The 23786-nt window shown below is 41.4% G+C and carries 14 protein-coding genes; 2 read left to right on the top strand and 12 right to left on the bottom strand.

Going from position 1 to position 23786, the window contains the following annotated elements; translation table 11 throughout:
• Positions 1–20: 20 nt before the first annotated feature.
• From SAE01_RS20915 to SAE01_RS20900, 4 genes are all read right to left on the bottom strand, one after another.
• Positions 21–1484, bottom strand: a complete 1464-nt coding sequence (locus SAE01_RS20915; RefSeq protein ID WP_147205760.1) for a SusD/RagB family nutrient-binding outer membrane lipoprotein — start codon at positions 1482–1484, stop codon at positions 21–23.
• Positions 1485–1495: 11 nt separating this feature from the next.
• Positions 1496–4732, bottom strand: a complete 3237-nt coding sequence (locus tag SAE01_RS20910; RefSeq protein ID WP_147205759.1) for a SusC/RagA family TonB-linked outer membrane protein — start codon at positions 4730–4732, stop codon at positions 1496–1498.
• 370 nt (positions 4733–5102) lie between these two features.
• Positions 5103–5984, bottom strand: a complete 882-nt coding sequence (locus tag SAE01_RS20905; protein WP_147205758.1) for a 3-keto-disaccharide hydrolase — start codon at positions 5982–5984, stop codon at positions 5103–5105.
• 112 nt (positions 5985–6096) lie between these two features.
• Complete coding sequence (locus SAE01_RS20900) at positions 6097–6627, bottom strand: DinB family protein (protein WP_147205757.1); 531 nt, start codon at positions 6625–6627, stop codon at positions 6097–6099.
• Between the two features lie 245 nt (positions 6628–6872).
• On the opposite strand from SAE01_RS20900, the gene SAE01_RS20895 reads away from it, so the two are divergent.
• Positions 6873–9308: a TonB-dependent receptor gene (locus tag SAE01_RS20895; protein WP_147205756.1), complete on the top strand. Its 2436-nt coding sequence runs from the start codon at positions 6873–6875 to the stop codon at positions 9306–9308.
• 159 nt (positions 9309–9467) lie between these two features.
• On the top strand, positions 9468–10751 hold the full coding sequence (locus SAE01_RS20890) for a PepSY-associated TM helix domain-containing protein (protein ID WP_147205755.1): 1284 nt from the start codon (positions 9468–9470) through the stop codon (positions 10749–10751).
• A 35-nt stretch (positions 10752–10786) separates the two neighbouring features.
• Here SAE01_RS20890 and SAE01_RS20885 read toward each other — a convergent pair whose 3' ends face one another.
• The 8 genes from SAE01_RS20885 to SAE01_RS20850 form a co-directional block, all read right to left on the bottom strand.
• The gene (locus SAE01_RS20885) at positions 10787–11206 is read right to left on the bottom strand and encodes a VOC family protein (RefSeq protein ID WP_218029212.1); all 420 of its coding nucleotides are present in this window, start codon (positions 11204–11206) and stop codon (positions 10787–10789) included.
• A 12-nt stretch (positions 11207–11218) separates the two neighbouring features.
• Positions 11219–11848, bottom strand: coding sequence for a class I SAM-dependent DNA methyltransferase (locus SAE01_RS20880; RefSeq protein ID WP_246113294.1), 630 nt, complete (start codon positions 11846–11848; stop codon positions 11219–11221).
• Positions 11849–11869: 21 nt separating this feature from the next.
• Positions 11870–13165 (bottom strand): threonine synthase, encoded by a 1296-nt coding sequence (gene thrC / locus SAE01_RS20875; RefSeq protein WP_147205754.1) that lies wholly within the window; start codon positions 13163–13165, stop codon positions 11870–11872.
• A 174-nt stretch (positions 13166–13339) separates the two neighbouring features.
• On the bottom strand, positions 13340–14308 hold the full coding sequence (locus tag SAE01_RS20870) for a homoserine kinase (protein WP_147205753.1): 969 nt from the start codon (positions 14306–14308) through the stop codon (positions 13340–13342).
• Between the two features lie 179 nt (positions 14309–14487).
• The gene (locus tag SAE01_RS20865) at positions 14488–15804 is read right to left on the bottom strand and encodes a hypothetical protein (protein ID WP_147205752.1); all 1317 of its coding nucleotides are present in this window, start codon (positions 15802–15804) and stop codon (positions 14488–14490) included.
• 402 nt (positions 15805–16206) lie between these two features.
• Positions 16207–18657: an outer membrane beta-barrel family protein gene (locus SAE01_RS20860; protein WP_147205751.1), complete on the bottom strand. Its 2451-nt coding sequence runs from the start codon at positions 18655–18657 to the stop codon at positions 16207–16209.
• A 282-nt stretch (positions 18658–18939) separates the two neighbouring features.
• Positions 18940–19812 carry an alpha/beta hydrolase gene (locus SAE01_RS20855; protein WP_147205750.1) on the bottom strand — a complete coding sequence of 291 codons (873 nt, stop codon included), beginning with the start codon at positions 19810–19812 and terminating at the stop codon, positions 18940–18942.
• 56 nt (positions 19813–19868) lie between these two features.
• Positions 19869–23207, bottom strand: coding sequence for a glycosyl hydrolase (locus SAE01_RS20850; protein ID WP_147205749.1), 3339 nt, complete (start codon positions 23205–23207; stop codon positions 19869–19871).
• Positions 23208–23786: the final 579 nt, after the last annotated feature.

Here is a 23786-nt window from a genome sequence, read left to right as displayed (position 1 = left end):
TTTTTTATTTCTATTGATATTTACTTATCCCACCAAACTTTATCAGTTATTAACTTAACCCCGGGGAAATTCTGGTTCCGGGTTATTTCTGTTTCCGGGTATAGCAGGCGTGCGGGCAGTTCGTTATTACCCAGCGTTGAAGCTTTTGAGACAACCAGTATATTAGGATAGCCAGTTCTTCTCCACTCGGTCCAGGCTTCAAAACCTTGCGTACCGTTCATTGCATAATACTTCTGGGTAATGATTGCTTTGATCCTACCTGTGAGGTCCGCGGGCAGTTGAGCATCAGGAGCCGTTGCAACATAAGTTTCGTAATCTGCAGCAGGAACTGCATAAGCGTCGAAGCTTGCTTTTATACCTGCTTTAAAAAGCTGGGCAACATCACCTGTGGTGGCCCATCCCCTTGCTACCGCTTCTGCCTGCAAGAAATATGACTCGGCGGCTGAAATTAATTTCACGGGCGCAGTAGCCGCAGTTGCTCCAGTTGCAGCAGCAAATCGGCCACCGGTGATAGGTGCCGGAGTTGTTGGCGCAACGGTTGGCTGCGTTGCAAAACTTCCCTGTGGAATGGCGACAACATTTCCGGCAGCATTAGTGCTATAAAAAACTTTTAATCTTGGATCGTTATTGGCAATATAAGCGTTGACAGCAGTGGAGCTGGCCACTACATTCTGAGTACGGCTCAGACCTACGCCTTCTGCATACAACGGGTTTTGATTGCCACCAACATTCAGGTAACTGATTTTTGCATCGGTAGTCAGGAAAGTAGGATTAGTGGCATATAAAGCCTGTATCCCAGCTTTGGCTTTATTTGGGTCAACTTCTGATAAACGCAAATAAGCTCTCAGTAAAAAAGTGTTCCCAAAACGTTTCCAGTTAGCCATTCCAGCAGCACCGCCTCCGAAAACAAGGTCATCATTACCAGGGAAATTAGCTGTTCCTACCGTAGTAAGCGCAATGCCTCTTTTTGTCCAGGCGAAGATGCTGTCATATACTTCCTGTTGCGGATCGTAGCGGGGTGCAAGTACAGAAGTGCCTTGTAGAGCATCCTTTAACGGCACATCACCAAACGCATCGGTAAGCAGTTGGTAGACGTAAGCTTTTTCAAGCAATGCAATAGCAACGTAGCTGCTGTTTTTAGATTGCTCCAATAGTTTGATATCCTGCAGCGCATCGTTGTACATAATGCCCCACATACGGTCGAAAGTGGAAGGATTTGACTGGTATTGCTCGATTGTTTTGTATTGAGATGAAGTGGGATTTTGTGTCCAATACTGAGCATAAATACTTCCGAAGATTTGAAGGTTATTGCCTACCACCATACCAATGGCAGCTTGTGTTGAAGGAAGTATTAAATTATCTGTTGCTGTTTTAGGAGCGTTAGGATTTTCGTTTACATCCAGGAATTTTTTGCACCCTGTTGTAGCTAACATCGACACTCCAGCAAGTGCGGCAACCATCGTATTTCTATATCTTAATTTCATTCCTGTAAATTTTAAAAAGTGACTTTTAGGTTAATGCCATAATTACGAACTGAAGGCTGGGCTGTAAAATCAAAACCTTGCGTGTTGGTTGCACCGGCCGAGTTTATTTCAGGATCGGCGTACCTGTTTTCTTTAGCAGTTTTTATCCAAAGGTTATTTCCGTACAAACTGATAGAAGCACTACCAAATGGAGTGCGAGCCAGTGTAGCTCTTGGCAAAGCATAGGTAAGATTGAGTTCACGAAGCTTTATGTACGACGCGTCTAATACGTGTTGACCATCTATGATGTTTGGGTAATAATCTTCAGGAGTAAATTTGACGTCGGTATTTTCTACTATTTTTCCACTTGCATCAGTATAAACGGAATTAGGGAACACATAACCCGCTCTATCGCCGTCAGCAGTTTCTGCAGCAGCACCTACAAAATCTAAAATGTCCTTTGTTCTTGAGTAGAATTTTCCGCCTTGTCTTGTATCAAACAATACTCCTAAACTTAACCCTTTGTAGGAAAGATTGGTTCCTAAAGAAGCCTGGTAATCCGGGTTGTATGTTCCTAGATAAATGGCAGTTGGTGTAAGCTGGGGTATGCCGGTTGTACGACTAACAATCACCCTTCCAAGATCATCACGAAGAAGGTCTCTTCCATAAAAATTTCCATAAGGTCTTCCGTTAGCTGCGACAATGCTCATTCCGCTAAATCCTCCGATCACAATTTGCTCTACATCAAGGTTTGAAACCTCGTTCCTGTTCCTGGTATAGGTACCATATAGCTCCCATGTAAATCCGGAAGCAGTTTTAACAGGAGTACCGCGTACGCCTAATTCAATACCATTGTTCTTCACCAGCCCTATGTTTGAAATACGGGATGTGAAACCGGTTGAACTTGGTATAGGTACAGCAAGGATCTGGTTTTTAGAATTATTCTGGTAGTAAGAAAAATCAACTGAAATGCGGCTTTTTAGAAAAGCCAGTTCTGTTCCAACTTCGAAAGCAGTAGTTATTTCAGGCTTAAGATCCGGGCTACCTATCTGATTTCCTAGAGTATAACCGGGCACTGTTCCTAATGGAAATACCGTTGTGCCGAAGCCACCATTAATAGTTGTTTTGCCGTAGTAAGATTCCAGCTGGTAAGGAGCAGCATCGTTACCAACTTGCGCCCAACTTGATCTTAGTTTACCATAATTCAACCAATTGTTTATGCCTGTATTTTTCAGCAGTTCGGAGAATACAAATGAACCACTTACGCCCGGATAAAAGAATGAGTTGTTAGCGACAGGCAAAGTAGATGACCAGTCGTTACGGGCAGTAGCACCAAGGAAAAGGAAGTTTTTGTACCCCAAGTTAAAATCAGCATATAATCCTACTAACCGCCGCGTTGAATAATCATTGGCTGTTACTACCGGGCCATTACTGTTGGCGAGGTTGTAATAGCCGGGAATAACCAAGCCGCTGGCACTATTTGTTTCAGCGTCGAACTGGTTTACAGTACGCAAACGAACATTGTGACCAACGAGTAGTGAAGCGTTCAGATCTTTAGTGAAATCCTTTCTCGCTGTCACCATCAAATCGTGCGTGATATCATTTATGTTGTAGTTGGCCTCATAATATCTACCGGCTGAAATCTTAGTTTGCCCGGTGTAGTTTCCACTGGTGTTGTCAGCTGCAATAAGATTATACTTTGGCTCCATTTCTCTGCGCCTGTCAGAATAAATGTCACCCCCAAAACGCTCAGTAATATCTAACCATTCTGTTGGTTTGTAGCTGATAGTGAAATTACCTATGATGCGATCTACATCGTTTTTATTATGGAAATTATTAAGTAGGTAATAGGGGTTTACTGTGTACGCACCATAGTAACCAAAAAGCTCATTTCCGTTTGCATCGAAAATGCCGCCGATAGAATTGTAAGGATTGCTTAAATCCTTTAACTCAGTAAGCGGAATATTCCTGGGCGTTTGAAGTACATTATTAAAAACAGATCCATTACCCTGGCCACCACCAACAAGATCACTTGTGATCCTGCTATAGTTGACCGAAAGACCTGCTCTGAACTTGTTACTTAGTTGAGTATTCCCATTAAAACGTACACTGTACCTATTGTACTTATCCCGGTTGGTAGGCATTACACCATCTGAGTTCAAAGCATTAAGTGACAAGAAGAAAGTTGACTTCTCGCTACCGCCGGCAAATGAAACGCTGTTTGTAAAATTTTTGCCTACTTCAAAAAAGTCTTTCACATTGTTCTCAACTGCGCTGTAGGGACGTTGTTGTGCAACTCCGTTGATCTCCTGTCCCCACGGTGTCATCACCCCGGTAAACTTTGGTCCCCAACTCCAGTTTTCGATAACGTCGTTGTACGGTTGTCCATTTCCACCGGTATAACCCTGGCCGTATTGATTTTGAAGCTCCGGCAACTTAAGGATGCTGGAGAAACCTATACCTGAGCTAAATGTTACTTCGTTCTTTTTGTTTTGATTTCCCTTTCCGGATTTAGTAGTAATGATCAGGGCACCATTGGATGCGCGGGAACCATATAGAGCAGTAGCACCTGGTCCTTTCAACACAGTAATACTTTCGATGTCATTTGGATCGATATCATTGCCACGGTTGCCAAAATCGGTGCTGGCTAAATAAGTAGGAATAGCCCCTACACGGGTACCGGCACCACCTGCAATATTAGTGTTGTCAATAGGGATACCGTCAACAACCATCAACGGTTGGTTATTACCAGTGATAGAAGAACCACCGCGAATAACTACCCGGGTAGAGCTACCGGGTGCACCAGCGGTACCGGTAATATTTACACCGGGAACTTTGCCTGATAATGCATTCAGTGCACTGGTACTTTGTCCCCTTGTCAAATCTGCATTGCTGACAGTAGGCGCGGCGTAACCCAGGCTTCTTTTTTCTCTCTTGATACCCTGTGCAGTAGATACTACTACTTCAGTCAGGTTTTGAACTTGTCGGGATAAGGAAACGGTTATAGTAGAACTACTGCCTACTTTTGCTTCTGTTGACGGAATACCGACGCCTGATATTACCAGCACATCGCCGGTTTTTGCGCTAATACTAAAATCTCCATTTTCATTTGCTGAAGTGCCATTTGATGAACCGCGAACCAAGACAGTGGCGCCGCTAACGGGTTGCCCTGCTTCGTCAACTACCCTACCTGTTATTCGCCGCGTTTGGGCCATCGTAGTTAACGTGGCAAGCAGTATTAATACGAAGAGGAATATATTTTTTCTCATGTTTTTCACCTGTTTAAAAGAAATAAGGAAATGCTGTTAAAAGAGCTTTTAACAGTGCAAGTACACTCATTTTCATTTTTTCGAAAAAGCAGAAATCATGAAGCGTTAAATATTCTTACCGAAAGGGTAGTTTAATATTTCAAAGACTTAAAAACAGGAATTTTATTTTTTTGAGGTGCTACTGAAGCAGAAGGATTGCGGTGCAGTACCAGTGATTGTAGCGGGTAGATCGACTGATTTAATTTTTGAAAAAAACAGGAAAGACTTGCAAAAACATGCGAACTACCAAAGGGCAAAGTATTGTTTAAAAACCTTTGAAAGTTAGCCTTCGCCGAATATCTACACTAAAACTTCCGGTACTATGGAGCTTTTATTTGCATTTTTGCGGATTGGACTTAATGTAATAAGACCGAAAATTTTTTGATTTTGGATCCATACATCCTTCTAAATCCAGGATTTCGACTTTTCTAAAATCAACAGGCTGCCCTTCGCTTTGAAGCGCAATAAACCCGGAGGATAAAAGTTTTCCGTCCTGCTTTATTGCAGGATTAAAATTGTTGGCGACGCCGCCGCCAATTTGTGGTTGCGAATATTGCAGAACAGTATCACCATTGATAATATGAGTAACCAGCGAGTCGCCCAACACAATTATTTCACCACTTACCCATTGGTCGACAGAAAAAGTTTTTGATGTTGATTCGATGCAATGACGTGGGTCTTTTTTTCCCTTATACACCACATCAGTACCGGGCGAACACATGTTACCCGTGGGACGCGGTTTTCCATCATCTAACCCTGCAAGCAATTGAAACTCTACGGAGATAGGCCAGTCCTGTTCTTTAAGAATAGTCTTTGGATCCTGCGAATGAAACATAACGCCACTATTTCTGATTGTGTAAGACGGTGCATCCTTTCTCCATTCGCCAGTAATGCGATATTCGAATTTTAAACGATAATAGGAAAAGGGCTGTTTATAAAACAGGTGGCCATATTGCTGATTGAAACTATCATACTTGTCGTATCTCACTTTCACCATTCCATCTTCAACTCTAAAAGTATTTGCGGGGTCTTCTCCAACTTCGTGATGATAAATTTTTACTACCCAATCTTTAATATCCTTACCGTTAAATAAAGGTTTCCAATCTGCCTGGCTAACATTTTTTTGTGCTGTTGCACAACTATTAAAACCTGCAACGAGTACGATTAGGAGGATAGAGACAAAATATGATTTTGAAATAAATGACTTTTTCATTTTAAGTGTTTAAAACGTCTGAGACAGCGGTCGTGTTTTGGGTTAAGATTTGAATATACCTAATTGAACAATTACTCCACCATTTATTTTACCGTCATTCCTTCGATATCAATTACAAGCCACTGGCTAACTTATTTTCAATCACCTTGGCTGTTACATACAGTTGCCCAACATGCCGCATCGTATGTTCAGCAGCATGAAACAAAAGTCCAATGACAGTCGATGGAATTTGAGCCCGTCCTACCATTCTTACTTCAGTAAGTGCTTGTTCGTTTATCTCACGCAATTCGGCAACTGCCTTATCAACTTGCGTATTAAAACCCTCAACGAGTTCAGCGACACTGGATTTACCTTCCATAGCCCTACCTTCAGATGCGACCGTTTTCAATTGTTCTTCAGTTAACGCCTCACCTCTGGCATATGTAAACAACCTGTCTAAAACTCCCGCGAGATGTTGCAGGTGAAAACCTATAGAAGCAACACCGGCGGGCTGGTGCCATAAATGGTTATCAGGAAATTTATTTACTAACCTGCCCACCTCTTCTCTTGCCTGCAGTAATGCATGTGCCACTGGTTGCAACAGGGCAGGAACATTCTCAACCGGGCCACGTTGCCATACTTCGCGTTTATCGATTGTTGTCATAAATTTTCTTTTATTGTTCAAATTTTTATCAAACCGCTTGCTTCCCTGCATTCTTCAACAAAAAAGTATCTCAAAGTTTTCTTCCCATCCTAGCGTTGATTTATTACCAATTCATACAAATCTAAAATTATAACGTTCGGACTAACCCCGCTTCTTTTTTCCTTATTCCGTAATCTGTTGTTCCCGATTCTGAAAGTGATTTGATTTTGCCCGACCGTCTTTTGCACTGGAAAAAATAACTTTTGATGAAAAATAGATTTACTAAGGCTCTTTGCTTCTTACTTTGTTTTAGCTGCTTAACTGTAACTGCACAAATGGAACAGGCATTTGTAGCAGTTGAAAAAATAGATGAAACACCCGTTGCTGAAACGGGCACAATAAAAGGACATGTGTCAACAACCGATAACAAGCCGGCGACCGAAGTAAACGTTGCGATTAAGGGAATAAACCGGTTCGTCGTAACTGACGGGAATGGGAATTTTGTGTTGAGAAATGTAAAAATTGGGAGTCATACTATTTCAATTTCCATGATTGGTTTGCAGCCAATTGAAAAGGAAGTAACCGTAACCACCGGGCAAACACTCGAGTTATCATACACGTTACAGGAGACTTCAAAACAATTGGAAGAAGTAATCGTAACTGCACGTAAAAGCCTGAACGAGAAAACTGTCTCAGTTGGTAAAATTGAAATTAACCTAATGGACCTTCCGCAAAGTATAGCTGTTGTGGGACAAGGCTTGATCCGCGACCAGCAGGCTTTGCGTTTGAGTGATGTAATCAAAAACGTAAACGGCGTTTATTTGGCTACCACCCGTGGCAACAGCCAGGAAGCATTTTCTGCTCGTGGATATGGTTTTTCAAGCAGCAACATGTTTAGAAATGGTGCACGGGTAAACGCAGGTGCAATGCCCGAAATGAGTTCATTGGAAAAAGTGGAAGTGCTGAAAGGTAGCGCCGCAATTCTTTATGGTAATGTTGCTCCTGGAGGTATTGTAAATATGGTGACCAAGCAACCTAAGTTCAACTTTGGTGGCGAAGTTTCGATGAGAGCAGGAAGCTATGATTTGTACAAACCTTCATTTGATGTCTACGGACCAATGACTGCGGGAATTGCTTATCGCGTAAATGGAACTTTTGAATCTGCAAACAGTTTCAGAAACTCCGTTCAATCTAAGCGATACTATATCAATCCTTCAATGTTGTTTAAATTAGGAAAGCGTACCGAACTTTTGGTTCAAGCCGATTATCTCAATCATGAGTTTACACCTGATTTCGGAATTGGCACTATAAACAATACTACGATCGCCCCGTTACAAAGAGGAACATTTCTAGGTACTGCGTGGCAGTATGCAAAAACAAAACAAACCACCGCGTCGACAGCCCTAAAGCATGAGTTCAACGACTCATGGAAATTAAACTTTACCGGTGCTTATCAAAATTATTCAAGAGATTATTATTCTACTGAACGTGTGCAAGCTGATGCAGCAGGTAAATGGGCAAGGCCATTAAACAGGACATTTACTAATGAGGATTATTACATTGCGCAACTTGACCTAAATGGTAAATTTAAAACTGGCTCAATTGCTCACACATTACTTGCGGGTATCGATGCAGACCGTTATTATACCACCAACTACGCTTACAATCAACCGACGACCTACGACACTATAAACATTCTGGACCCATCTAAATTTACCAGGCGTACCGATATCCCGGTTGCTAACCGGGTACGCCAGATAAATACGCCTACTAACCGTGTGGGCACTTATGTACAGGATCTTATTAGCCTTACCAGCAAACTCAAGTTATTGGCCGGAATCCGTTTTTCGTATCAAAAAGCTCTACCGGCAGATTCTACCAACCTAGTTACCGGCGCTAAGGGCAAAGGCGTGACAAAAGCGGACCAGGCATTTTCTCCACGTGTTGGCTTGGTTTACCGTCCTGTTGAAAGCACTTCGATTTTTGCCAGTTACTCCAATTCGTTTTCTGTAAACACCGGCACTGACATTTACTTCAACGCCCTTTCACCATCTATTATTGATCAGTTCGAAATAGGTGTAAAAAATGACTTTTTCAAAGGCCGTCTTTCGGCCAACGTAACAGCCTATCGTATAAAAAATAACAACCTTGCACAAACAGCACAGTTTGCTGCTAACGGTCAACCAAACAACAACACCGCTATTAAAGAACTTACCGGCGAAACAACCAGTGATGGTATTGAGTTGGATTTAACTGGTCACCCGGTTGCGGGACTTGATGTGATAGCTGGCTACAGCTACAACTACATGCGTTACACCAAAACCCCTGATGCAAAAGGAAACTATGTTGAAGGGGAACGCCTGGTTAACACGCCGGCTCATACCGCTAATGCAAGCGTGTTTTATGTATTTAAAAATGATAGGCTAAAAGGTTTAAAGGTGGGTGCAACTGCCTTTTATACCGGCAATCGTTTTGGCGGATGGAACAACACAATTGGCCAGGTACAGAATTACTCAAGACTGATTGCTGTAAACGGATTTACTACCATTGATATTTCTGCCGGTTACACCATCGACAAGATTTCTTTGCTGGCAAAAGTGTCGAACCTTACCAACACTTTTAATTATTATGTTCACGAAAACTATAGTGTAAACCCAATTGCACCAAGACAAGTTGTTGGAACAATTGCATATAGGTTTTAAAGAGTTTTTTTGGGCCGACTCAGGGATGAATATTAGGCATCGTTGCGTCGCACTCTTGTACTTTTTGGTATTCTTTTCATCACACAAAAAAGTCTAAATAACCCAGCTACTTGTAGCTGACAAAATCTCTCTTCTCCCTTTAGGGCCGGGGCTTTAAACATGAAAACGTTTTTTAGAAATATTCACTTATATCTTAGTCTTGCAGCCGGCCTTGTTATTATGACCTGCTGCTTCACCGGCGCTATCTTAGTATTTGAAAAGGAATTGCAGGAAGCGACAAATCACGATCGCTATTTTGTAAAGCAGGAAAACACGAAGCTTCTGATTGAGCAATTAATAAGCAACGTAAAACAACAATATCCGGCTGCAAAAGTAGCATCGGTAAAAGTTTATCCAAATTCGGAAAGAAGTGTTGAGGTCGGCATCTCAATTCCTGAAAAAGGAAAAAAGGAAGAAAATAAATCAAAAGCAAAAACTGAGCAACCTGCCAAAGAAAGAGAAACTGCAGCAGCAGGTGGCAAATCTTCCGCAGGACAAATAGGAAAACCAGCGGCGCCAGCAGGCGGGGAAGGAAGACAAACGCACACTGCTTTTGTAAACCCTTACACAGGGCAAGTACTGGAATTGTACAATTACCGCGAAACGTTTTTCTACACCATATTCGCATTGCACCGCTGGCTACTTGGTGGCAATGACAGCATTGGCAAAACAATAACCGGTATATCTACTTTTATTTTCCTGTTTATTCTCCTAACGGGGATAATACTATGGTGGCCAAAAAATAAAGCGATCTTAAAACAGCGCCTAAAAATAAAAACCGATGCAAGCTGGAAGAGAGTGAACCATGACCTTCACCTCGTGCTTGGTTTCTATTCGGCGATCTTCCTGTTCATCTTTGCTTTCACCGCATTAGCATGGTCATTCAAATGGTTTAATAACGGCATCTACACCGTTACCAAGTCTTCAATGAAACCTGTCGAGCCACCTCGTTCTATCTATACAGCAGACAAGCGAAGAATTAGTTATGACTCCGCTTTTGTTGCTATTCAAAAAGCAGCTACAAATGTTCAGTTTTATACTTTGAGGGCTCCAAATGATTCTACCGGTATATTTTCAGCAACTGTACTTCCAATCGGTGCACATGAATCTGCTGCAGATAATTATTACATCGACCAATACTCCGGACAAGTAATCGGCAACCTAAAGTTTCAAGACAAGAATTTGGGACAGCGCGTAAGGTCAACATTCAAGCCTGTTCACGTCGGTTCGATCTATGGGCTTCCATCAAAAATTGTCGCTTTCCTGGTTTGCATTTTTGGAGTTACATTTCCGATTACCGGCACTATTATGTGGCTTAACCGATTGAAGAAGCAAAAAACAAAACAAACAGCCGGAACGAAGAGACAGGCGGTTGCTGTTGGAGAAGATGTTGATGAATTATAAAGTCAGGTAAAACTTAGGTGCGGTTGAAAAAGTAATTAGACATTAAATACTCCATCATTTAAAACTACTCTCCATCCATCAGGATCTTCGAAAGTAAAACCTTTGTCTTTCCAATATGGGTTCTCTGGGTCAATAGGGTGACATCCCAGAGCCGTCAGTTTATCTTTAATGATGTTTAGTTCTGCAAGAGTTTTAAAATATAAAACGAGCAGGTTGTCTTTAGTCGGTGCCTTACCTGGAGTGCCTTTACCATCTTGTGTAAATTCTAAATGATATTGTAGGTCTGGAAGTCCTATCATTACTCCCCTATACCCTTCGTGACCTTCAAACTCGTAAAGGACTTTTAGCCCTAACCCCTTTGTATAAAATTCAGTTACCTCTTCAATTTTGTTAGTAGGTCTGGCTATTCTAAATTGAACCGCAGGATAATCGTTGTTACTCAATTCATCGTTCACTTAGTTTAAGTATTAAGCTTTTTTAAAAAGGAGCATTAAAATCCTTGGAAGCTCTTCTCGATTGTCATTATCGAAATATTCATCAATATTCTCCAGTATTAGTCCGTGTCTTTTTGCAGCATTGGCAAAATCAGAAATGTGGTGATTGAAACATTCTACCACTTGGGTTCCATCTTCTGTATCAAATCTTGCTTTACTTCCCGCGTATTGTTTAAAAGGATGAAGCTCTCCAATATAAACATGTCCACCTTGAACTAATGCATTAGATACTTCTTGAAAAATGGGATCCAGGTTTTCGATGTGTTCAAGAACAAGACTAAAAGTTACCAGGTCATATAATTTTGTTCTAAAAGTCCATTCAGACAAGATGTTCACTTGTTTGAATTCGACTTTATCTGAGGTAATCTTTGCTTTAGCCTTTGCAAGCATTTCATCTGAAAGATCTACCGCCAAAACTTTCTCTGCCTTTTCAACCAGCCACTCCGTATTCTTACCTGTACCACAACCGATCTCAAGACAGCTTTTAAAGTCGATGTTGGATAGAGTACTTCTTAAAACCCTTGCTTCAAGGTCCCTTGTTTTATTGTTGTTGGTATCGTATTGTTCAGCCCATACATTGTAGGCCTGCTTTACATCAATCATATACTTTTCTTAGTTTGATAATTATAACAAAAGAAACTGTTTAAAAGAATGATAATCCGGGGATAATTTCACGCTTTCCTTTTTCTTATTCAATATGCCTTTAATGGTTTCAGGCGTTTCAACTTTTTGCCCGGTTATAGGTTCTACCACATCATAAAACTTTACCGGGTGCGCGGTTTCAAGAATCATCCCTTTGTCGTTTAAATGTTTTTGGAGGTATTTTTCTAATCCGGCAAAAGCCACTGCGCCGTGTGGATCGAGTAAATAATCATACTTGCTGTAAATGTTCTTAAGGGTTGTTCTCGTTTCTTCATCAGTAATGCTAAAGCTGCTAACCACGTTTTTCACTTGCGGATACTCGTGCTTGAATAACTCCAGAATTCTTATAAAATTACTCGGGTTGCCCACATCCATTGCATTTGATATGGTAGCTACTGCCTGCTGACTTTGATAGCTTCCTGTTTCAAGGTATTTGTAGACAGAATCGTTAGCGTTAACAGCAGCAACAAAATGCTTAACAGGCAAGCCCGTAAGATGAGCAACCATGCCTGCGCAAATATTTCCAAAGTTGCCGCTAGGTACACAAACAACAGGCGGCCGGCCTTTATCAGTCCATTGTTGATAGGCAAAGAAATAATAGAATTGCTGAGGCAACCAGCGCGCTACGTTGATTGAGTTTGCCGAAGTAAGAAATAGCTCCTGGTTCAATTGTTCATCAGCAAATGCCTGCTTAACCAGTTGCTGGCAGTCATCAAAATTGCCATCGATTTCTATTGCAGTAATGTTTTTGCCCAATGTTGTCAATTGCAATTCTTGAACGCTACTTACTTTGCCTGACGGATATAGAATAACAACATCTACCCCTTCGATTTCATAAAACCCGCTTGCTACTGCCCCGCCAGTATCTCCTGAAGTTGCAACCAGTACAGTTACAGGTTTTTTGATGTCTTTTACAAAATAGCCTAAACAACGACTCATAAACCTCGCACCTACATCTTTGAAAGCAAGGGTAGGCCCATGAAATAATTCAAGAGAGAAAATGCTGTCTGTTATCTTAACCAAAGGAAAATTGAAGTTGATGGTTTCTGCAACGATGCTTTGCAAAACTTCAGTTGGAATGGTATCACCAACAAAAGGTTGAATCGCGCGGAAAGCAATCTCCTCCTTAGAATAATGGTCAATGTTCTTTATAAAGTCTTTAGGCAGTTCACGAATTCGCTCAGGAAAATACAAACCCTTATCGGGGGCCTGGCCTTTTATAGTAGCTTCTTTAAAACTAACTTTTGGCGATTGTTGATTGGTACTGTAGTAAAGCATGGTTTTTTTGAGCCGTAAGCCGCTAGCTACAAGCAGCAAGCTTCCGTGTTTTTAGAAGCTTCTAGCTACTAACAAGCTTCCGTGTTTTGTTTTTAGAAAAGCTGCTAGCTCTTAGCTGTTAGCTACTAGCTTTCGCGTTTGTTTTAAAGTTCTTCTAAGGCTTGCAGCTTGAGGCTAACAGCTTGCAGCTATTACTTGTACTCCTGCTGCATTAATCGTAGTCACGTACGTATGGTAGCTGATCCCAATTTTTTCATAGACATTTTTCATTACCGTTTCTACTTCTTTGGCTGTTGCTTCGTTTGTGCTGAGCATAAAGATTGAAGGGCCGGAACCTGAGATGCCGCCACCCAATGCGCCTGCTTCTTTGCATCCTTTTTTTACTTCATCAAAGCCGGGGATAAGAATGCTTCTTACCGGTTCTATGATTACATCTTCGAGAGACCGGCCAACCAATGCTGCGTCTTTTTTTAATAAGCCTGCAACTAAGCCGGCAATGTTTCCCCACTGCTTGATCGCGTCTTTGAGTAAGACTTCTTTTCTTAAGATCTGTCTTGCATCAGAGGTTCGTACTTCAATTTGAGGATGAACGACCGTAACGAAAAAATCAGGGGCAGGCAGGGCAATAATATCTAAAGGAAATATTGATCGGATCAACGTAACTCCGCCATAAATACATGGGGCAATGTTATCAGCATGCTTTACACCGGTTGCTACTTTTTCGCCGAACATAGCAAACCGAACCAAGTCTTCATTTGTAAAAATATTTCCTAAGAGATGATTAGCCGCGACCACAGCTCCTGCAGCGCTCGCCGCACTTGAACCTATTCCGCTTCCAGGTTTGATTAATTTTTCGATCGTTATTTCAAAACCGATAATTGCATCTATCTCTTCGAGCATTTCTATCAGGGGTGCGCCGGCTGTATTTTGTGCTGGATCTGTTGGAAGCTGGTATCCGTCTTTGCTTATAATCGTAATCTTTTTTTCATCCAACAGCCTTACTTCCATAATATCGTAAGGAGCATTGAGGCACATGCCCAATACATCAAATCCACAAACCAAATTTGCTACTGTTCCCGGCGCATGTACAGTTACCTGTTTTTGTAAGGTCGCCGGATCAATATGCTTCATTTCAAATTCCATGGTTCAAATATAAATACACTTGCCTTTGAAGCTCAAAATTGATTTTCTGTACAAGTGAGTGACACAACGATGTTGAAAGAAGTGATTAAGCTGGTACCAAAAAGAATCGGAACCTTACAAAAGAAGAAAGCAAAAGTGGTTTAGCATTATATCTTCCGGGAGTGCCAGATTTAAATCTCTTAAAAACCGCCGTAGCCATCGAAACGGGGGTTGACGAAATTGTTCAAAATGCTTCCGAAGCGGAAGTTTACACCGAACGAAGTATAATAATTAAAGTTAGATGCGATCTGCCGCTTCCTGGTTAGAATCTCCTGCTCTGTTCCACCTCCTTTTACCAGGTTTACCTGGTCATGTACGATACTACCGTTTATGTTTATATAAAACGAAAGAGCGCCGGTCACTCTCACATCTACATTTGAACTGATGCCCATACTATTAAGCTTTCGGTCCTTTAAAAAATTGCGGTAATGCATCCCGGTATTAATTGAACCCCATTTTTTATTCAGCGAGAGTGTTAAAGAGAGCTGATGACCTACGAGTGTTTCCCTGATTTTATTATAGAGTGTGGTGTCGTAAAAATTGTAATTATTTATATCGACACCGTAACGAATGACCAGGTATCGGTTGTTTACATCTTTGAAATTATAGATGTTGTATTCTATGGAAGGCTTGAAGTAGAGCTTGCGTCGAATATTGCTAAAAGTATTATTTGAGAAACTAGCCCGGGAACCAACACTCCAGTGTGCTGTAAGCGACTTTATGACATGTACATTGAAACCATAATCACTATTTTTAACAAGGTAGGTGGTTGTAGTATCACCGCTCGGATAACTATATCTTGTATTATAGATCGCACCATGCCCGTCAAAATGAACCTTTAATTTATCAGTAACCCTGTTGGCTGAAATGTTTGAACTAAAGATCCTGGTCCTATACACCTGGTCAGCACTCAACTGGCCGTTAACACCTACATTGTATACCCAGTAATTCCATTTGTCTTTTGTATCTTCTGCATTTTCATTTGCACTTTTTTTACCTTTCATAGTGATCTTTATGTCGTTCCCATAGGCGGTTTTGGCTACCAGGGGTGTAAACCCAAACATTAGGTAACGGACGAGCTGCTCGCGCACTATTGCCGATGAGGCATTTGGCTTTGTGGCAAAATAAAGTGTATCGATATAATTCTTATAATTGTTTTGACCATAAAAGTTTAGCTGGTACTGGTTACCGCCACTTCCAAGTCGCTGAGCGTTTATAAGAACATGCACATCAGCAGCATCTCTATCGTTTACAAAATCAAGGATGTTGATCTCAGTTTTAAAAAAGCGGATATCACAGCCCACCCGGCAGTCAATAAAGACTTTTAGCTTAGCTGCGGTTGTGTCTTGCGCAATAACATAGATTGTGGTAAACAGGGCAAAAAAAAGGAATGGCACTTTGAGCATCTCGTCGTATATATAAAATCTACCTATGTTTGCAAACGATACTCCAAACATTACCCGTTGTGGTTATTAATTGTACATCATTCGTTTCTAGTACGTTGTGATTCGTGCAACCTCTACCTAAATATTCGGTTATTTACCAGCTAAAAAGAAACGCCTATAATTTGAGTAAAATCAGCCGCACAATGACGACAGAATACAAAGGCAGTTATTTCCAAATTTGTTAGCAGGGGCATTAGTCGTGGGGCCGAGTAGACTATTAAAAGTATAAGTGAGTGACACAACGATGCTGAAAGAAGTGATGAAGCCCGCTCCAAAAGCTCCGTACAATATTTTAAGAGAGAACTGAGATTTAAGGCTTTAAAAGATTAATAGTATCATACAAATAATAAAGTTCCTGCAAGAGGAACTCTATTATTTGTACTTGTATATAAACGATTGCTAAACCCTGCCTGCTTACTGTCCGCCGCTTTTTACCCTATTCTGTTCATCATTAGCGCCACCTGTTTTTCTACGCTCTGATGGTATGTTTGTTTTACCAAAACGATAAGTGAAGGTAAGGCTGTACTGGCGGCTGTCTCTTCTTGATTTTACAATAACATCCACATCGCTATACTTTGCATAACCACTAAACTGTTGTGTGCTGAAGATATCCCTGACACCAAATTTCAAGCTGCCTTTTTTCTTAAACATTTGTTTTGTAATGGCAGAATTGACGGCACCCATTGGGTTTGCAACCAGTAAACCATCTACACCTTTACTGCGATACCAACCACTTACTTCGGCATTCCAACCCTTACCGAGTGTGAAACTATTAGTAATATTTGTCATTAAACTAGTAGTACTAATGTTTATCGGATCGTTTTGGTAAATACCTGAATAGTGGTTATTAAAGACGTTGGCATACAAGTTTGTGTTCCACCATTTTCTTACAGGTATATTAGCCATTACCGCTACACCCCACTGTTTCATGCTGCTAAAGTTTTCCCTTGTCTGGTAAGTAGTTTTCTTCTCTGTATCCTGCTTTAGTAACTGGGTGATGATGTCGTCGGTTTGTGTATAGTTAACAGTGGTAGTCAGGAACCTGTTGTAGGTATGACTTAACTCGAAGTTGTTTGTGAACTGTGGCTGTAGGTATGGATTACCCTGGGAATAAGTAAGCGAGTCGATAAAGTAAACGAAAGGATTAAGGGCATCATAATCAGGACGTGCAATTCTACGGCTATAGCTCATGTTGATCTGATTCTTTTTGCCGGCAGCGTATCCAACTCCAACGTTTGGAAACAAGTTGGTATAACTACGGTTGAAGGTTGAGTCATTCTTAATCTGGCGGCCTTTCGAAACCGTGTTCTCTACTCTCAATCCTGCAGTCACGTCCCACTTTTTAAGTTTTTTAGACAGAATTGCATAAGCAGCATTAATATTTTCTTTGTAAATAAAGTGGTTGCTCCTGTTGTCCATGCTCCATCCGTAACCGCTGTTTCTAAGATATTCGACCTGGTTGTCGGTATTTACAAAACTTGTTTTAACCCCGCTTTCGAGCCTGATACCGCTTTTAAAAGGATGAATATAATCGGCCTTAGCACTATAAATTCTAATGATTGAAGGAATAGTACCTGCCAGGCTAACTGTTTCTCCGTTCTTAACATTCTCAGCATTATAACTTTGCGTGTTCAGGTTATTGTTGCTCATGTTGTCGTAGTAAGCATAGTCGGCATCTACAGTTATTTCGCGGCCAGTTGAGTCGAATGTGTGCTTATAGTTGGCGTTTGCCGAAAGGTTTTGAGAGTTCGATTTGTTAAAAGCTTCTGATCTAAGCCTGTACAGGATCGATCCTCTTTCATCACTCACATTTGAATTGCTTCCGGGGTCTTGCTTGTTTATTCCGAAGTTGCCGTTTATTACAAATCCAGCCACATCTTTCTTAGAAAAATAGTAATCAAGGCCTGCTTTGAAGCTTTCATAGTTGCCTTTAAAATTTGTCAAAGAAACCTGGTCGCCCATGCCGGCAAGCGTTTTATGATCGTTGCCGTAAAACTTGCGAATAATACTAAGCCTGTTATAGCCGTGGTACGTTCCGGCGTTTAAGCCACCAAATAAGTTCAACTTGTTGTTACGGTAGTTAAGATTGGTACCCGCGTTGAACCGTCCATAATATCCCTGGGTGTAGCCCGCATTGGCGCTACCGTTCATGCCTTTTATGGTGCCTTTTTTTGTTTTGATATTAATGATCCCGGAGTTGCCGGCAGCATCATATTTAGCAGGAGGATTCGTAATGATCTCTATCTGGTCGAGGTTACTGCTCTGCATATTTTTTAGGAAGGCAGCAAGGTCAGTTGGACTCATGTAAGTAGGCTTACCATCAATCAATACCATTACACCTTGCTTACCTTTTAAGCTGATATTACCGTCGTTATCGATGGACACTCCGGGTGATTTTTCAAGCAACTCAAGAGCGTTTTGTCCGGCGTTTGTAGGGGAAGCATCTACATTTAGTACAGTCATTCCCGGCCTTTGTTCGATCAACGGTCTTTTAACTGATACGGTAACTTCGCTCAACGTTTTAGATTTTGGAACGAGCCTGATAGCAGATAAAGTGATCAACAGGTTATTTGCATTAAGTTCAACCACTTTTGAAAAAGCAAGTTGATGTGCAACAGCAGAAATTGACACAAGGTATTTTCCTTCATTAATATTGTCGAAACTATAGTTTCCGGTTTTGTCAGAAGCGCTAATCTTTACAAGCGACGAGTCTTTTGCTCTTAGCAAAGTAATGTTAGCCGACTCAATTGTTTTTGTATTTCCGTCGATTACTGAACCGCTTATTTTACCCTTAACCTGCTGGGCAAAACCTGTTAACGAGAGACTTGTAAGGACGAATATCAGGATTGGTATTATTGTATTCATACTACTGTTTTTATTTTTATTAGTACTTGCCATTGTGGATTACAGGACAAAGATGAGTACTAGGTATTATATAGTAGTATGTTATAGGATGAACGGCGCTATTTTTAGATAAGTGGTATAGGTTACAGAAATTAAAAAGGATGCTGAAAAAATAGCTAACGCAAGACTGAAACCCAATTAAAGGAGTAAAAATATGGGTGTGAGCCACACAACTTCACCTGACATGGTTGTGTCACTCCCTTGAACTTTTTATACACTATTTAGCTGATTCAGCCCAAATTTTTATTGCACTACAACACCATTTGCCTTTAAGATTTTATGAAAGAAGGCTGCATGATAAGGCAATGAGTTCTCCCAATAATCCCAGGTATGGCCACCTGGTCTTTCTGTGTAGTCGTGAGGTGTGTGGTTGTAGACGAGGCGGCGGTGAAGCTCGCGGTTGGGTTCAATTAAAAAGTCATCGACACCAATGTCTATGATCAACGGTAGATTATTCGCCTTCATTTTATCAGCCATGTTTACAACAGAGTTATCATAGTAGCGCGTGGTTAAGGTATCACGCCCTAATAGTTTTTCGAATCCTGTATTTACCCTTGTAATAAATTCTGCGGGAACTTTCCAATTTGCTGTTTTCAAATCCAGTGCTCCACTCATACTGCCTGCAGCTACAAACAAATTTGGATGACGGGTAGATAAATATAAAGCGCCATGTCCGCCCATTGATAAGCCAGTAATAACTCTTCCTTTTCGATCCTTTATAGTTCTATAGGTATTGTCTATCTTAGAAATCACTTCTTCAGAAATGTACGTTTCGAACTGGTTTGTTTTATCCAGCGGACTGTTTAAATACCAGCCAAATGTTTCGCCTTCCGGCATTACAATGATAAGGTTGTACTGATCGGCAAGGTTCTTAACCAGCATCTTATCGGGAGTCGAAGTAAGCCAATCTCTAAAGTGACCGCCGCCACCATGCAGTAGATACAAGACAGGATAAGCAGTTTTATTTTTAGCATACGAAGCAGGAAGTACAACCGCTGCTTTATAAGTTTTACCCATTGCAGCGCTGGCGATATCAATAGAATCCACCGTCGCAGCAAAGGATGAAAAGCTGTGAGCTATAAAAAGAATACAAAGAAGTAAGCGGGCGTTTTTCATTTTACTTTAATTGTTTTTGAAGGGAATTTTATTAAGTCTGTAATGTATCAAATTATTCAATTCTTATTGACTGATATAATCTTTACCGGTCCTAGTAAGCCTGAAGGCAACAGCGGTGAACCCGCTTGATAAAAAGGCATGGTAGTATAAGTAATCTTATTTGTAACACCCGGTTGTTGATCTCCAATTAGCCGATTGGGCCAAAGGTTCGTAACCTTTATTTCCAGTTTATTTGCCCCAACTTTCAGTGCATTGGTGATCTTTACACGGTAGGGTTGTTTCCAAACAATTCCTGCTGATTTTCCATTAACCATAACCTCCGCAATGTTCTTTACATCTGTTAGATCAATCGATGTTTCTAGTTTTTTATTGCCGAACCATGCGGCAGGCGCATTAATCGTTTTTGTATAAGTTGCTGTACCGGAAAAATATTTAATCCCAGGATCTGTGTTTTCAGTCCATGAATTTAATTGGTTAAAAACGCTCTTAGCGGGAGCACCACGATTAGGCTGGAAACTTACATCCCACTCACCATCAACAGCTACCAACACTTTTTCAGAAGGTGCCGGAACTTTTACAGCTGTTTTCGTTGCAGGCATTTTAAAAATAACAAACACTGCATCATCAGGTTGCAGATGCATATCTACTTTCGTAACGCCATTTGCTATTTCATAAGATGCCGGCTCGGTCCTCCCTGTTTCAGGATGCCAGATTTCGGGCACTTTTCCCGTTATTCGAAAAGTTGCCTGTACATCTTCTTTCCTATGATTACGATTGTTCACCCAATACAAATCCCTGTCAGATAATTTCCTGTGCACAAACAAAAGCTTCGTGCTTTCATCTCGTTTAGAATAAGCAAAATCAGGCGTAATATTAAGCCCTTTCAAAACTTCACTTAGCGCCTTATTAGAGGAAACTCTGTTATTGCCTGAATTCCAAATTTCGTCTTTAATTCGTTCAAACTCTTTCGAGTCATCAGCAAGGCTGGGAGTACCGACAGGTGTAATACCGGTAACAGTTGCTCCTGCTTTTACCAGCGTTCTTAATTTACGTAAAACAGGTAATGACATTTTTGTTGCGTTGCTATCTAACATAAGCACCCTATAGCTCATACCAGATGGTGTAACGATCTTTCCGTCTTTTACAGACAAGAGATTTACCAATGCATCTGCATTTACAAAGTCATAGTTGTAACCATATGGAATATTGGGCAAGCCGTTACCATACAATGATGTGATGTTGTTGTCTTCTCCGTAATAATAAAGTGCATCGGCTACGAACCTACCCTGTTGCAACAGGTAGCTGCTGCGCGAAAGATAATCGGTCCATGCTTTTGCCTGCTCTGCCCATGTTTCATGCCGGTTGAACCATTGCCCGAATGGTCCTAGTCCAAGTCCCGGTATTTTATTGTCTACTGGTTGGTGAACAGAAGTGTGTATTACAAAACGGTTTACTCCACTTGCCAGTTCGAGATCAGCAGTGGGTTTTAAATTTTCAGGCGAATAAGACCATGCAAAACCACCAACTCCAATAGCAGTTAGTGACTCAGCTGCTACCAGGTTTTGACCATAAATATGTGCGACAGATGCTGACTCGCGAATATCTGCTACGAACCTTGTTTGGTCTGCCCGGTTACCCGGTCCCGGTGTCCACATAGCCGACATAGGAATCGTAGCTGTACGTTTCACTTCCATACCATCAGCAATAATTGCCCTCCGGTCTTCGTGCGACTCGGAATAGCGTTTCATGCCATATTGTTGCAATAAGGTCGTCAACTGATCGTAATGGTATTCGGCCACCAGGTCACTCAAAGTCTTTCTAAAATCCCAAAGAAATCGTTCACTTGCTTCTGCACTTTGCACAACCTGGCCAGTTAATGCCGGCATCCATTGCACCATGCTATAGCCGCGCCTCTTTTGAAACTCCTGCAACATGTTTGGAGTCCAGTTTTGCGCCCCTGCTTCCCAACTATCGGTTACCATAAACTGCAATCCGCCTTTATTTCCCATCAATCCTCCGGTCGCTTCTTTATACTGGTTTAAATAATTCTCAAAGTAATTTTTAACTGCAGCAGGATCTAGTTTATCCACCTCCAGGCCAGTTGCTTCAGGGGAGGCCGGGTGGTTGGTGATGCCTGTAAGAGAATAACCAAAACGAACAACCTTCCAGCTGCCGGGAGGCACAGTCCAGTTTAGTGTACCATCTGCATTTAACTTAGACGTTACATCAACGATGTCTTTGGTTTCTATATGTTCGGTAGTTCCTGTTGTTGCTTTTGTATACAGCCCGGTGGCTGGTGCGAAGGCGGCCTTTTCCTCAAACATGTTGATTCGAGAACAAGTATGTAAAACAAGCTCAGCGATCTCTGTTCCCATAGGAGGTTTCGGCCTCGCTCCTCCAAACGCTGCACCAAAGCCTCCAGCAGCAGGGTTTTTAACGGTTACCCTGAAATACCGGGCTGTAGTAGCAGGTATTGAAATGGTTTGCTGCAGAACATTGCTGGCAGGAATATAACTTACCCGCGTAAAATTTTGTCCATCATCACTTACTTCAAGACTTCGGTTGTCTTTCAATTCTCCGTTAAGTCCAAAAGGACCTTTGTCTCCGCCGCCAACCATTGTGATCGCTTTGATTGTTTGCGGTTGAGCAAATGCAAACTGTATCCATGCGTAGCCTTTAATTGAATCAATTGGTAAAAGAGAGGTCTTGGAAAGATCACCGTCCACTAATTGACCTAATGAAAAACTTCCCCCGCTTGAGGTAACTACAGGTTTTAAATCAGTCAGTGGCACATCTGTTTCCGGTACTTTATAAGCAAGCACGAGGATGTCTCTATAAAAGGCTGGAGGTTCTTTTTGTTCGGTTGTTAAACTAAGTCCTGCCTGTTTTGGTATACTTTGAAACGGTCCTGTTACCGCCGGAGGCGCTGGTACCGTAATATTCGACGCACCGCCTTTCAATCTCGTTTCGCTCCATACGATTTTTTTCATCCCACTTTCGGGCTGTACCCAAGGTCCCCCGCTTTCACTCCATCCGGGTGAACCTGCGATAGCCATTTCAAGATGAAGCGAATCTGCAAGCTTTGTTGCCAGCTGAAAGGCTTCTTTCCAATCAGGTGTCATATATACGAGGCGCTTCTCTACGATTTGAGGAGTTGCAAATGCAGCATCAAAGTTTTGAAAGCCGCCAATGCCTGCACGATGCATCCATTGAAGATCTTTTCTAATACCGGTTTTAGTGATGTTGCCATTCATCCAATGCCACCACACACGCGGCCTGGCGCTGTTGGGCGGAGTAACAAAAGTTCTTAATAAATTATCTGTGTTGGATTGGGCGTGAGCTGTTGATGAAAAGAGAAGAAGTATACTTAGAAGGTTTTTGAATGAACTTTTCATTTTTTGAAAATTTATCTTGATTCATTTTTTTAGTTGCCTCTTCAGCTCCATTTATCGCTCGAGCCGCGGGACTTCGTTCTTGCGCGACTCCACCGGCTTTTTTTTGAAACTGCTACGCATGTTTCAAAATGCCTTCGCTTCGCTTGACACCAAACCCGCTGATGTCCCTTTTGCAAGAACTGTTGTTAGTTAGCGAACAATATCTGTTCAGCTTTACTGTCTCCTTTTTTTGCTACGACCTAATAGAAAAGGCATGAAGAAAATTAGGTGTACAGGCGTTAAGAATGTTTGGCAGTATTCTCAGTTTGTAAGTCCTACTAATGCCTGCCTTATATTCTCCTGTTGTGACTTATTTCATTTAGCATGTCTACCTAATATTTAGCCTTTGCTGTGCAGTCTTGATTTTTTTGTTTCTTTTTTTATCAAAAAAAAAGAAAAGCAAACTTGAATTGGTCAAGCCGCTGGGCTTCGTTCTTTGTGATGGCTTTCTCGTACGAAGTGTTTTGTTTATGTTTCTTTCAATTCGTTTAAGCTCCTATTATCGCTCAAGCCGCTGGGCTTCGTTCTTGCAACGGGACT

Source organism: Segetibacter aerophilus (assembly GCF_007991655.1).
GTDB lineage: Bacteria > Bacteroidota > Bacteroidia > Chitinophagales > Chitinophagaceae > Segetibacter > Segetibacter aerophilus.
This window is presented reverse-complemented; position numbering and strand designations above follow the sequence as displayed.